This is a genomic window from Mucilaginibacter sp. Mucisp86 (assembly GCF_047324315.1).
Classification (GTDB): domain Bacteria; phylum Bacteroidota; class Bacteroidia; order Sphingobacteriales; family Sphingobacteriaceae; genus Mucilaginibacter.
Genome location: NZ_CP168503.1, coordinates 2,688,740 through 2,702,342, shown reverse-complemented (window position 1 = coordinate 2,702,342; position 13,603 = coordinate 2,688,740). Strand labels below are relative to the sequence as shown.

12 protein-coding genes are annotated in these 13,603 nt (G+C 44.9%); 4 read left to right on the top strand and 8 right to left on the bottom strand.

The features are described from left to right. Positions 1-5: 5 nt before the first annotated feature. Positions 6-1,331, top strand: a complete 1,326-nt coding sequence (locus ACEN9X_RS11440) for a D-alanyl-D-alanine carboxypeptidase/D-alanyl-D-alanine-endopeptidase (protein ID WP_413670494.1) — start codon at positions 6-8, stop codon at positions 1,329-1,331. A 278-nt stretch (positions 1,332-1,609) separates the two neighbouring features. Here ACEN9X_RS11440 and ACEN9X_RS11435 read toward each other — a convergent pair whose 3' ends face one another. The 7 genes from ACEN9X_RS11435 to ACEN9X_RS11405 form a co-directional block, all read right to left on the bottom strand. Continuing rightward, positions 1,610-2,608 carry a YihY/virulence factor BrkB family protein gene (locus ACEN9X_RS11435; protein WP_413670493.1) on the bottom strand — a complete coding sequence of 333 codons (999 nt, stop codon included), beginning with the start codon at positions 2,606-2,608 and terminating at the stop codon, positions 1,610-1,612. A gap of 109 nt (positions 2,609-2,717) precedes the next feature. Further along, a complete protein-coding gene (locus ACEN9X_RS11430) occupies positions 2,718-3,401 on the bottom strand; it encodes a M15 family metallopeptidase (RefSeq protein ID WP_413670492.1) in 684 nt (227 codons plus the stop codon). A gap of 1 nt (position 3,402) precedes the next feature. Next, positions 3,403-4,629, bottom strand: coding sequence for an alanine dehydrogenase (locus ACEN9X_RS11425; protein ID WP_413670491.1), 1,227 nt, complete (start codon positions 4,627-4,629; stop codon positions 3,403-3,405). Between the two features lie 53 nt (positions 4,630-4,682). Further along, on the bottom strand, positions 4,683-5,099 hold the full coding sequence (tsaE, locus tag ACEN9X_RS11420; protein WP_413670490.1) for a tRNA (adenosine(37)-N6)-threonylcarbamoyltransferase complex ATPase subunit type 1 TsaE: 417 nt from the start codon (positions 5,097-5,099) through the stop codon (positions 4,683-4,685). Positions 5,100-5,486: 387 nt separating this feature from the next. Next, positions 5,487-6,464, bottom strand: coding sequence for an alpha/beta fold hydrolase (locus ACEN9X_RS11415; protein WP_413670489.1), 978 nt, complete (start codon positions 6,462-6,464; stop codon positions 5,487-5,489). Between the two features lie 236 nt (positions 6,465-6,700). Further along, complete coding sequence (locus tag ACEN9X_RS11410) at positions 6,701-9,214, bottom strand: TonB-dependent receptor (protein ID WP_413670488.1); 2,514 nt, start codon at positions 9,212-9,214, stop codon at positions 6,701-6,703. Positions 9,215-9,288: 74 nt separating this feature from the next. Next, positions 9,289-9,612: a hypothetical protein gene (locus ACEN9X_RS11405; RefSeq protein ID WP_413670487.1), complete on the bottom strand. Its 324-nt coding sequence runs from the start codon at positions 9,610-9,612 to the stop codon at positions 9,289-9,291. Between the two features lie 211 nt (positions 9,613-9,823). On the opposite strand from ACEN9X_RS11405, the gene ACEN9X_RS11400 reads away from it, so the two are divergent. The 3 genes from ACEN9X_RS11400 (at position 9,824) to ACEN9X_RS11390 (ending at position 11,857) form a co-directional block, all read left to right on the top strand. Continuing rightward, entirely contained in the window at positions 9,824-10,174 is a 351-nt protein-coding gene (locus ACEN9X_RS11400; RefSeq protein WP_413671131.1) for a hypothetical protein, read from the top strand. 97 nt (positions 10,175-10,271) lie between these two features. Beyond that, positions 10,272-10,982, top strand: a complete 711-nt coding sequence (locus ACEN9X_RS11395) for a peptidylprolyl isomerase (RefSeq protein ID WP_413670486.1) — start codon at positions 10,272-10,274, stop codon at positions 10,980-10,982. A 107-nt stretch (positions 10,983-11,089) separates the two neighbouring features. Further along, the gene (locus ACEN9X_RS11390) at positions 11,090-11,857 is read left to right on the top strand and encodes an exodeoxyribonuclease III (protein WP_413670485.1); all 768 of its coding nucleotides are present in this window, start codon (positions 11,090-11,092) and stop codon (positions 11,855-11,857) included. A 52-nt stretch (positions 11,858-11,909) separates the two neighbouring features. On the opposite strand, the gene ACEN9X_RS11385 is transcribed toward ACEN9X_RS11390, so the two are convergent. After that, positions 11,910-13,463, bottom strand: coding sequence for a PglZ domain-containing protein (locus ACEN9X_RS11385; protein ID WP_413670484.1), 1,554 nt, complete (start codon positions 13,461-13,463; stop codon positions 11,910-11,912). Between the last annotated feature and the right edge of the window lie 140 nt (positions 13,464-13,603).

Genomic DNA, 13,603 nt, shown 5'->3' with positions numbered 1-13,603 from the left:
TTATTATGCGAAAGTCAACAATTTCATTTCTGTTAATTGTTTGTGTTTTATCCTTGTTTCATGATATTATTTATGCCCGTTCAATAAAAAAAAGGAAGGTTAAAAAGCTGTTTAAACATTCGCAGATTGTTAATGACCACTTTACCGGTTTTGCCCTTTATGACCTGGATGAGCATAAAATGATATTTGAGCTAAATGCCGATAAATACTTTACCCCTGCATCCAATACCAAGCTTTTTACTTTTTATACCTGTTTGAAAATGTTGGGCGATTCGATCCCGGCATTGCGGTATAAAACCCGCGGCGACTCGCTGATTTTTTGGGGCACAGGCGACCCCTCCTTTCTGCACAGTGATTTGAAAGGGATAAATGGCCTTAACTTTTTGAAGAGAAGCAGCAAACAGCTTTTTTATTCGCCCGGAAATTATACCGGTGAGTTTTTTGGCGCAGGCTGGGGTTGGGACGATTACAATGATTATTATCAGGCCGAAATAACCGCCCTGCCCATTGAAGATAATGTAGCCCAACTATATGCCGATAACGACGGTAACATGCAGGTGAAGCCCAATTATTTAAAGCGTTTTCTGAATGTCGATGTCAATTACCATCCGGCGGCGTTTAAGGTAAAACGCGATTTTATCAGCAATAATTTTGTATATCCTGCCGGAGAGATCCCTAAAAATTACAAGCAGGAAATTCCCTGGAAAACAAGCTTGCAATTGACCATGGCCCTGTTGCAGGATACGCTGAAAAAGCCCGTATCATTATTGCAGGAGCCTATGGCCGCTGATGCCAAAATTATTTACAACGCCAATGCCGATTCGGTTTACCGGCGGATGCTGCAACCAAGTGATAATTTTATTGCCGAACAATTACTGCTGGTATGTTCATCGATGAAATTTAACACACTCAGCACGGATTCGGTGATCAACTATTCAAAAGCACATTTTTTGAGTGATTTGCCCGATGCGCCGCAATGGGTAGATGGTTCGGGCTTATCGCGCTATAATTTGTTTACGCCCCGGGATCTGGTGGCCCTGCTGATCAAAATTCGGGATGAAGTGAAAGATGAAAACCTGCTGCATAGCATGATGCCAATAGGTGGCGTGGCAGGTACAATTAAAAGCGCCTATAAAACCGATAACGGGCAGCCATTTGTATGGGCTAAAACCGGGTCGTTGAGCAACAACCATAATCAAAGCGGGTACATTGTTACCCGCAAGGGTAAACGCCTGGCTTTTGCATTCATGAACAACAATTTCACCCGCTCAACCCGCGAAATAAGGGATGAGATGGTGAGGATCATGACGTATATACATGAAGAGTTTTAAAATAGATATTAGATCTATGTCATTGCGAGGAGGGACGACGAAGCAATCGCATGCTATACAGGGCAGCTATGCCTCCGTGCGGTTGCCACGCTACGCTCGCAATGACATGGTTTTACGTTTCCATGTCCCTTTATAACTTTGGCGCAAGTGTTGTGTGATTGGTTGCGGGCCTGGTCACTTGTGCCGGCTCGATAAAGCACAAGTCTCCGCCCCCACATTTCTCTGCTCAAGACTTGCGCTAAAGATGGCGCCAAAGATGCCTGCCCGGTAAAAGGTCTTTATCCTTTCCCCTTGTCCTCTTCTTTTTTCAAATTTCCTTCAAGTTGTGGGTTTTGTGCGGGAAGAATTTTTACCCTGTGTTCAATCTCGGTTTGCTGGATGTGAACGGCATAATCGGCCGGTTCGATGTGGCTGCCGCTGGCTTCGGCAAATACCTGGGTAAACTCTGCACCAATGTATAAAATAGCCGATGTGTAATAAATCCAGACTAAAATCACAATGATAGAGCCCGCAGCGCCATAAGCCGAACCCTGTGCTGTATATTGAATATAAAGGCTGATAGCGTACTGGCCAATCATAAACAGGATAGCCGTAAATACCGCACCACTGCGCACATCTTTCCATTTGATCTTAACATCGGGCAAAAACTTGAATATGATACCGAATAAAGTAGTGATCACCACCAGGGTAATACCGAGGTTTATGCCTTTAACAAGGAATTTGGTTACCGCGTCTATCTGGGGGAAAAAGCGCTGGATCTGGTCCTGAACAGCGGTTATAACGATATTGATAATGAGCGTCGCCAATAATAAAAAACCAAGGCTTATGATGAGCGAAAATGATACGAAGCGATTTTTTAACAGCTGCACCCAGCCACTTTTCGGCTTAGCCTTAACCCGCCAGATCATGTTGAGCGAGTCCTGGATCTCGATAAAAATACTGCTTGCTCCCAATAATAGCGTTACCACACCAATAACAACGGCAATGCCCGATTTTCCGGACAATGCAAGGTGTTTTAAAGCATCCTGGATTTGGGCTGCCGGTCCTTTGCCAACGTAGCGAACAATTTCTGGGTAAAGGCGGTCGGTTGCCGCATCCTGTCCAAAGACAAGACCGGCTACTGATATTACGATGATTAATAAGGGAGCGATTGAAAAAACAGTATAATAAGCAAGGGAAGCACTTAATTTTAAGCCATTATCTTTTGAAAAGCCAGTGAAGGATGCCAGGAGTACCTTCCATAGTTGTTTAAAATATTCTTTGCTAAAAAACTTCATGCGTGTAGATTAAAGGTTGACATCTGTTTGTGGATGATTATGCAATATTGATGCCTTTTGTAAGCAGCCTGTAATAAAAGTTGTAAATTTTAATGGAGTATCAAAAGGGTTACAGCCCCTGAACCGGAATATCCAACAGCTCATACTTTTCCCAGCCGGTAAAGTCATAGTGCCACCATTCTGTTGATATCACCCTGAAGCCGTATTTGGCCATCACATTTTTCAGGAGCTCCCGGTTGTCAATTTGCTGCTGCGGTAAATCAATATAGTTTGCGCCGGCCTTGCGGCTAAAGCTGTCAAAGCCGGTTGGCATATCCAGTTCTTTGCCGGTTTTAAGGTTAATAACAGAAAGATCAATGGCACAGCCCCGGTTATGTTTTGATCCTTTGCGCGGGTCGGCAACAAAATTGGTATCGGGCGCCATTTCATAAAAGTTAACAGTAACCGAATACGGACGGTAAGCATCGTAAATTTTAAGACCAAGGCCCTGCATTTTTAATTCGGCCTCAACCTGCTGTAAGGCCTTCACTACCGGAAGCCTTGCATAAGCTTTGGCCGTTGTATACATACGGCGATGCATAAAATTGTTGGTAGTGGCATACCGCAGGTCTAAGGCAATCTCTGGAATGTATTTTTTTATTTCAACCAGTTGTTTATCGGGGTTAGCCTTAACCTGTAGTTTATAGCGGGCAATACCGCAAATTTTTGTACTGTCGATGTATTTATAATGCTGGGCACTAACGCGAAATGTTGCGGCAATAAATATCAACAGCAATAAAAACTTCCGGGCCATATTACCTGTGCGATACGATAAGCAGATCGAGGTCTTTGCAGGGGATGGAGAAGCGTTCGCCAATGTGTTTGTTGGTAAGCTGTCCCTGATAAATATAAACCGCGTTACGCACGCCCGATTTTTGCCATATGAGGTTTTTAATGCCGCCCATATCGCCGATATCAAGCAGTATTGGCGCAAAAATATTGGTGAGTGCATAAGTAGCGGTGCGGGCTACACGCGATGCAATGTTTGGTACACAGTAATGAATAACATCATGCTTACGGAAAACAGGGTGCGTGTGGTTGGTAACTTCGGATGTTTCAAAACAACCGCCCTGATCAATACTTACATCAATGATCACCGAATCGCGTTTCATGCGGCTAACAGTAGCTTCAGAGATAATGCAGGGGCTGCGGCCGTCTTCGGCACGAAGCGCGCCTATGGCCACATCACATGTAGTAATGGCTTTTTCCAAAACAATGGGCTGCACCACCGAAGTGAAAACACGGTTGCCTATATTGTTTTGCAGGCGGCGAAGCTTGTATATCGAAGGATCAAATACCTTAACTTCGGCACCCAGGGATATGGCTGTCCGGGCGGCGTACTCCCCTACCGTACCTGCACCAAGGATCACAATTTCGGTAGGCGGAACACCGGTTATGCCACCCAGCATCAGGCCTTTGCCTTCAAAAACATTGCTTAAATATTCGGCGGCTATGAGTATGGATGTTGCGCCCACAATTTCGCTCATGGCCCTTACCACGGTAAGTATATTGCCCTCATCGCGCAGATGCTCAAAGCTTAGTGCGGTGATTTTTTTAACCATCAGGGCGTGGATACTTTCGGCCTTGAGGGTAGCCATTTGCAGGGTAGAGATCAGGATCTGCCCTGGTTTCATCATCTCAATTTCGTGAGGAGTAGGCGGCGCTATTTTGATGATGATATCAGCTTCATATACCTTTTTGGTATCATACACTATCTGCGCGCCCTGTTCGCTATAATCCTTGTCCGAAAAATTGGCGGCCTGCCCCGCATGGCTTTCCAGCAATACGTCGTGGCCGTTATTAACCAGTAAGGCCACCGACAGTGGGGTTAAAGGCACACGGTTTTCCTGGAAGGAAACTTCTTTTGGAATGCCGATGTACAGCTTGTTCTTTTTACTTTTTACCTCCAGCAACGACTCCTGGGGTTGCATCATTGCTTGTTTGGCAATATCCGAAAACCCGCTGTATATCCCTGAACTCATGATGTATTGTTTTAAAGGCTGTTGAAGATAATAAAAAACGACGGATGATAAAACTAAATATTTTCGATGCTGATGCTTCGCGAATTGCTGTCCAAAACCTGGATCCGGATATTGGCGTAGTGGTCAGGTAGCAGGTCGGGAATCTTTTCGGGCCACTCGATAAAGCAGTAGGCATCGCTGTAAAAATATTCCTCGTAGCCCATATCCAAAGCTTCCGTTTGGTTTTTGAGGCGATAGAAGTCGAAATGATAGATCCTGTTTTTGTGGCCGATGTATTCGTTCACGATGGAAAACGTTGGACTGGTAGCCGGTTCGGTTACACCCAAAGCCTCACATAGTGCTTTAATAAGGGTGGTTTTCCCTGCCCCCATTTCGCCATAAAAAAGAAAAATTTTATTTCCCGCCGAGCTGGCCAATATGGCTTCGGCAGCCTGCGGTAACTGGGATAGTGAATTTACAGATAGTTGCACAGTGTAATGATGTTATTCTATACCAATGTCATTGCGAGCGTAGCGCGGCAATCGCATACTTTACAGGACGGATATGCTTCCGTGCGGCGGCCTCTCTTCGTTTATAATGACGTAATTGTACGTTATTGATTATTAAAATATATTTTTCGATCGTTTTATAAATATGGGCGTTCCCGTTAGCTAACGGCCCGGGCTTTCCGTTACAAGTCCTCGCCTTTTCTGCCCGCAATCCAGCCCGCGCTGTGGGCTTTTCACTGCAATCCCTAACGCGGCCCCGCGCACCATCATTAAATATATTTTAAACGTCATCTCGTTTTTTCGCGACTTTCCTGATGGTTACTTGCAATGGCATATGTTTTACATTCAAAAATACTCAAAATCCCTAAATTATAAATTAGCTGTCAACGCTTTAAAAAAGGCTTCTTTAGCTTCAATATGCGGGATATGCCCGCAATTGTCAAACTCAATGAGCTTGCAACCCGGGATCTTTTTGGCGGTTTCGGGTCCTAAGACCTTATACTGACCGTGTTTGGCTTTTTCTTCGTCGCTAAGCAAGGCCTTGCCCACAATGGTTTTATCCTCTTTACCGATGAACAGTACCGTAGGCGCTTTAATGAGCCCGAACTCATAGCAAACCGGCTGCTCATAGATCATTTCAAAGGTGAGTGCCGCAACTTTAGCATAGCGCGGAAAATCAGCGCTTTTACTTACCCCTGCGCCAATGTTTACCAAATAATCGTATTCGGGTTTCCATGAAGTGAAATACGATGTTTGGTAATATTTCTTGACGCTTTCGTAACTGGTTTTCAGCTCGGCTTTGTAGTCATCTTCTGCACTGTTATAAGGCACAAAGGTGCGGTAATCTTCCAAGCCGATGGGGTCTTCAAGCAGTAGTTTTTCAACCTTGTCGGGGTACATTAATGTAAAACGGGTAGCCAGCATCCCACCCATAGAATGCCCCATCAGCGTAATTTTTTGTATCCCCAAACTATCCAGCAGGTTTTTGTTAAATCTCGCCAGCTGATGAAAACTATAATGAATAAATGCTTTTGACGATTTACCAAACCCTATTTGATCGGGGACGATTAGCCGGTAGCCTTTATCGGTTAATAGCTTCATTACATCTTTCCAATAATATCCGCCAAAGTTTTTCCCATGGAAAAGCACGATAGTTTTGCCATTGGGGGCGGCAGGTTTTACATCCATATAGGCCATGCGGATGTCCTGCCCTTCTATTTTTACTGGCATAAAGTTTACCGGGTATGGGTATTTTACATTTTCGAGCGTGATGGAAAGGGGATCGGACTGGGCGCGTGCTGCAAGGGCTGCGGATATCAGGAGAAGAAAGATTAGTATTTTACGCATGTAGAAGATACAGGAGTTGGGATTAAATGTTTGTCACTTGGTTCCTAAAGGAGGAGTTTGACCTGATGGTGACGATTACATAGCCAGCAGTAATAAGCTCGCAAAGGCGCGAAGACGCTAAGAAAAAACTTTGCGCCTTCGCGCCTTTGCGAGAAATAGTGTATAAGCCGGAAAATCATCTAAACAAAAAAAGTCCCGCCAAACGGCAGGACTTTCATTTAATAGTTTAACTCAGATCAGGATTTTTTATTGCTGTTAAATCCAAAGGGAACCACCACTTTAAAGCTGATGTTGCGGCCCATGTTGAAGATCCCTCGCTGTACACCTTCGGGTACATTAGGGTTATCAAAATACTTAAGCCTGCTCATGTTTGATTGATAATTAACATTGGCAAGGTTGGTGCCTTCAACAAAAAGCTTAATAACCGGCTGGCCGGCTTTGTTAACAATATTGCCGCCAAAGCCCGCGCTTAACAGGTTGTAGCCTGCTGTGTAGGTTTCTGTTCCGTATGCCGCGAAAAAGCGGTCTTGTGCGCTGTAATGGTCAAAGCCAACAAAGGCATAAATGCTTTTAACTTTGCCGAAGCCACCGTTAAATGTACCGCGTAACTCTGAATGTGTGTGCAATGGCGGGATAAATGGCAGATATTTTAAGCTGTCGGCAACCGGGCCGCCGTTGCCTTTGTTTTCGCCGTAAGTTAGGCTTAGTGCGTTTTCAAAATGCAGCCATGATATGGGGTGCAGGTCCACATTAACCTCGCCGCCATAAATGCGTGCCTTGCTTTGTACATAAGTAAACGTAGTGTAGCCTTGTGTATAAACCGGACTACCGTCTGAAGCTAACACCTGTTGCTGGTAAATGTAGTTCGACAGGTTGTTGTTAAACACCTCAACACTGGCCGAAATATTGGGCAGCGTAAGGAATGTGCCGATATCTTCTTGCAAGCTAAACTCAGGTTTGAAGTTTTTGTCGCCGATGTGGTAGATCTGTGAACCCGGATCCGGTCCGTTGGCCGAGATTTCGGCAATACTTGGTGCCCTGAACCCGCGTGAGATATTACCCTTGATCAGGAACGCGTCTGATACATTATAGGTTGCCCCAAAGCTACCAGAAAAACCACTGAACCTTTTGTTAAACGAATCGAATTGTTTAGTAACGTTTGCTGCGGTTTCGGGATTGCTGCCGGTATATAACTGCGGAAACCCATTCCGGCCGAGGGTATCAACATAGGCTGCGCTGTTGCTGAACGAGCGGGTATCATACCTTGCACCAGCCGAAAGGTCAAGCTTGCCGAAGCTCTTTTTAATAACAAAGAACGGGCCGATATCAAACTGGTGATAAGCCGGTATCGGGAAATCGGTGGCATCGCCAATGGTATTGTTTTGGTACTGTCCGTTAACGCCAAAGGTGGTTTCATACTCATTGCCGATGTTAAAGTTATATTTAACATCATAAGTATAAGTAGTAAGGTGCAGGTTAAGCCCGGCAATATCGCCGGCCTCGGGGTGGGTATATTCGCGACGGTGGCTATATTGGTACCCAAGGTTAACTGCCAGGTTCCCGTTGCCTAAAATGAAGTTACTGTTGTTGTAGATACGGTAAAGCTGTACATGCTGGTGCAGCGTCGGGATGCTGTACGAGTTTAAAACAGACTGCGGAACAATTGGTCTGAAGGCATCATCTTCGGTAATTTGACGGGTAAACTTTCGGGTAAGTGAATCACGGCTGCCGTCGGGAATGGCTTGTTCATCGTCAAACAGCGAGGCATGCAGATATGAATAACCCCATGATTTGTTAAGGCCCACCATTACACGGGCATCTTTTTCGCGGTAGTTGGTGGCATAAACGCGACCGTCATGCTCGTTTTGATAATCTTTACTGCCCTTAGCCGAGATCACTGTACCCCAGATAAGGCCATTCTGATTACCCTGCAACCGGAATGAGCCGTTATATAATCCCTGGTTAGTACCATACAATCCTTGTACCGATCCGAGGATTTTGCCTTCGGGTACCGGTGCCGGTGTGATCAGGTTTACAACACCGCCAATAGCATCCGAACCATAGGTTAAACTTGCCGGGCCTTTGATCACCTCCACCCTGTCGATAGAGTTTTGATCCACTTCGATACCGTGCTCATCTCCCCATTGCTGGCCTTCCTGGCGGATACCATCCTGCAGCGTGATCACCCTGTTGTAGCCGAGGCCGTGAATAAAGGGTTTTGATACGTTAGGGCCGGTAGTAACCGCACTTACGCCGGGCAATGTAGCTATCTGGTCGATGATGTTACCCGATGCTGCGCGCTGCTCCAAATAGGCCTTGCCTACTGCAACCATCGGTACGGGGCTGCGTTTTATTTCGGTGGCTTTGCTCACACCGGTAATCACAACCTCGCCGGCTTCGAGCGATGAGGTTTGCATTTTAACATCCAGCACGCTTGTTTTTGAAAAGTCGACCCTTTGGTTAACGGTTAAATAACCTATATATGTTACCTGCACCAGGAAAACTCCTTTAGGTACACTGCCAAAACTGTATTTGCCGTTTACATCGGTAATTGCCCCTTTACGTAAATCCGGAATATTTACTGTTGCGCCAATGATCGGTTTGCCATCGGCCTTATCAGTAATAGTGCCCGAAAGGCTGCCAATGGCATCGTCGGTGTTATTGTTTATGGTGATAACAGTGCTTTTGGCAAATGCTATGGATTGAGCAAATACTAATAATATAATGAAGCTTATAAGCTTTAATTTCATGATGAAAATTTAAAAAAATCGATAGATACCGTTAATGACAACGGCGTTGTTTTTAAGGAAAAGATAAAGCGGAGTTATGCCATAACCGGCGGCGCCCTTCCGGCAGAAAGGATAAGCGCAATGCTTATAAAATCGTAGTCGCCGGCTTTAAAAACATGATCGGATGTTACGAGGGGTATTAAAAATGTGTTATTGCTAACAACTACAGCATCGGTGTGATGCATGGCATCGCACAGCAAACATTTTTCTTTGACGGTTTGCCGCCCCTGGGCCAGGTGGCTGTGTTTGGTGATCCCTTTAATAAGTGTATGCTGGTGCGAATAAACCATATACTGCCCGGCCACAAAGCAAACAAGCAGCAGCCATGCAAATACAATATGTAGGCGGTTTTTTTTCACAGTCAACATTCCATATAACGGAATACAGCAAAAGTAAGTATTAAAACGTGAATATTAATGCAACATTGTAACAATAATGCGATCGTTCATTAGTTCACTGGTTCATTAGTTTATTTGTCCTTCCCCCGTATAGCGCTGTTAAAATAGGGTTATCAAACTTTTGACCAATGAACAGTGAACTAATGAACCAATGAACCTATCTTTGCACCCTATGACACCTGCCGAGATCAATAAAAAATGGGAAGTGCTGCAGCAGCGGATAGCTGAGGAGTTTGACAACGAGAAGCCCGATATAAAAGTGATGCTTTTTTTGATTGGTGTGCAGGAGTTGGGGCAAGGTCCGCGGAAATTCAGTAAGCGCCAAAAGGAAGAGCTGATGCATATTGCCACCTGCCGCTTAATGAGTATGATGGGTTTTTACGAGCTCGAAGGCCTTGACCAGGACGGCTGGCCACATTGGAAACGTATAAAAGTGATCCCTAACTATACCCTGCTTGAACAGGAAATGATGATGAAATCGCTCATTGTTAATTACTTTGAGGAGATGGATGGGGTAGAATAGTGAGTGGTTTATTGAGTTGAATAGTTTAGTATTTGCTATCTTCATCAATCAATAAAAAAATCAACGCAATCAGCGAAATCAAAATAATCAACGGTCTATGAGGAAACTTTTTACCCTAAGCATTCTTTTATTAACCCTTAGTGCTGCCTTTGCCGGCCCGCCTAAAAACCAGTACGTGCGCATCCATACGGTTTATGGCGATTGTATCCTTCGCCTGTATAATGAAACTCCCTTGCACCGGGATAACTTTATCAAGCTTACCAAAAAAGGATTTTATAATGGTACGCTGTTTCACCGGGTGATCCAGAATTTTATGATCCAGGGTGGCGACCCTGATTCAAAAGATCCGGTAAAAGCTAAACCAGGAGCCGAGCTGGGCAATGGCGATGTGGGCTACACCATCCCGGCCGAATTTCGTGACAGCCTGTTTCATAAACGTGGGGTACTTGCTGCAGCCCGTGATGATAATCCCAAAAAAGAATCAAGCGGCTGCCAGTTTTATATTGTAGAAGGCAAGCGCTTTACCGATGGCAAACTGGATACGCTGGAAAACACCCGCCTTAAAGGCCGCAAAATCCCGGCATGGCAGCGCGATTGGTATAAATCAGTTGGTGGTTCTCCGCACCTTGATCAAAACTATACCGTTTTTGGCGAGGTAGTTTCGGGTATCGATATGGTTGATAGGATTGCTGCTGTTAAAAAAGATGCCAATGATCGCCCAAATGCCGATGTGCCTATGACCGTTGAGTTGCTGAGCAAAAAGGAATGCAGGCAGTTGGATAAGATTCTTTTCCCCCCGGCCCCCTGAAGGGGGAGCTTAAGCGGATAATGGAGTGGCGAAGGGTTTATTATAGATATTATTAATATTGCAGTTTAAACTATAAAAGAAATTCCCCCTTTAGGGGGTTAGGGGGCATGAAAATACTTACATATAACGTTAACGGTATCCGTTCGGCAATAAACAAAGGATGGCTGGCCTGGCTGCAGGCTACTGATGCTGATGTTGTTTGTTTGCAGGAAATTAAAGCAACGCCTGATGTACTCACCGATCTTGGTTTGGTTGACCAGATGGGCTATCAGCACTACTGGTTCCCGGCCGAAAAGAAAGGCTATAGCGGTACCGCCATTTTTACCAAAATTTTGCCCAAACATATTGAGTACGGCTGCGGTATTCCCGACTTTGATCGTGAAGGCCGCTGCATCCGCGTTGATTTTGATGAGGTATCGGTGATGAGTGTTTATTTTCCGTCGGGCTCAAGCGGCGATGAGCGCCAGGTTTTCAAGTATCGTTTTCTGGATGAGTTTGGTAAATATCTTACACTGCTAAAAGTAGAACACCCAAACCTGGTGGTTTGTGGTGATTACAACATTTGCCACCGCCCTATTGATATCCACAACCCCAAATCAAACGCCAATTCATCAGGCTTTTTGCCGGAGGAACGCGAATGGATGGAGAATTTTATTGAGGGCGGCTTTATAGATACCTTCCGCCACGTAAATAAAGAGCCGCATAATTACACCTGGTGGAGTTTCCGTGCCGGAGCCCGCGGTAAAAACTTAGGCTGGCGTATTGATTATGCTATGGCCAGCACCCCATTGGAAGATAAGATCCGTAGGGCAGCGATACTGCCCGAAGCTAAGCACTCCGATCATTGCCCGGTATTGCTGGAGCTGGAGTTTTAACCCCTCTAAATCTCCCCTGAAGGGGAGACTTTAAAAGAAACATTAAAGGGATTTACTTTGGCCCGTACGTAACCACCGGAACAATCATTTCCTCTAACGAGATCCCTCCGTGCTGGAAGGTTTCATTATAAAAGTTCACAAAATGGTTGTAATTGTTCGGGTACACGAAATAGCTGTCTTCCTTCGCAAAAACAAAGCTTGAGCTGATGTGCAGCCTCGGCAGCATGGCATCATGCGGGTTGCGGATATGGAAAACCTCCTTGGCATTATAGTTAAGGTTTTTGCCTTGTTTATAGCGCAGGTTGGTGTTTGTATTCCTGTCGCCCACAATTTTGCTTGGATTTTTTACGCGGATGGTGCCATGATCGGTAGTAATCACCACTCTTACTTGTTTTTGAGCCAGGTATTTCAACAGGTCATACAGCGGCGAGTGTTCAAACCACGACAGAGTTAATGAGCGGTAAGCGGCATCGTCACTTGCCAGCTCGCGGATCATCTGCATATCTGTACGGGCGTGCGACAGCATATCAACAAAGTTGTACACCACCACGTTAAGCTCGTTGTTCATGAGGTTATTCACCGACTCATTCAGTGCCCGGCCTTCGTCAATATTCAGGATTTTATGGTACGAGTGTTTGCAATCTTTGCGCAGCACCCGTTTCAGGTGATCGGCTAAAAAGTCGGCTTCGTACAAGTTTTTGCCACCTTCATCTTCATCGTTTTGCCACATTGATGGATAGCGTTTTTCCATGTCCAGAGGCATCAGTCCCGAAAAAATGGAATTACGCGCATATTGCGTAGCTGTTGGCAGGATACTGTAATAAGTATCCTCTTCCTCCAATCTGAAATATTCGGAGATAATAGGGTTAATGATCTTAAACTGATCATAACGGAGGTTATCTATCAAAATAAAAAACAGCGGGCCTTTGCCATCCAGCTTAGGGAACACCTTCTTTTTAAATAATTGCGGAGATGAGGTAGGCGCCAGATCAGGGTTCTTGATCCAGTTCAGATAGTTGCGTTCCACAAATTTGCAAAACTGCATGTTGGCTTCTGCCTTTTGCAGCGTCAGGATCTCGTGCATCCCGGCATCTTCCAGCTTTTCGAGCTCAAGCTCCCAATAGATCAGTTTTTTGTAAACATCAACCCATTCCTGGTGGCTTAGGTTTTCGTTAAGCGTCATGCCCAGGGTACGGAAATCCATCTGGTAAGCCATGGTGGTTTTTTCGGTAACGAGGCGTTTGTTCTCGGTCAGTTTCTTGATGGTAAGCAATATCTGCTTAGGGTGCACCGGCTTTATCAGGTAGTCGTCTATCTTCGATCCGATGGCATCTTCCATCAGGTACTCTTCCTCATTTTTGGTGATCAGTACAATAGGAACATCATTATTGATGTTCTTGATCTGTTGAAGGGTTTCCAGACCTGTAAGGCCGGGCATGTTTTCGTCAAGAAAAACCAGGTCGAAATAATTGCTCTTAAAAGAGTCGACAGCGTCGTAGCCATTGGTAACGGTGGTTACTTTGTAGCCCTTTTCGCCCAGGAAAAGTATATGTGGTCTTAGCAGGTCAATTTCGTCATCGGCCCATAAAATGGTGGTGTCTTGCATGGTATGTATATTAAATTTCTGAATCAGAATTTTCAGGATTTGAAAATTTTCAGAATGATTCAGTATAAGGTTAAATGTTAATTCAAATATCGGTTTTTTTACCCGACATTCTGTAAATCCTAAAATCCTGTAAATTCTGA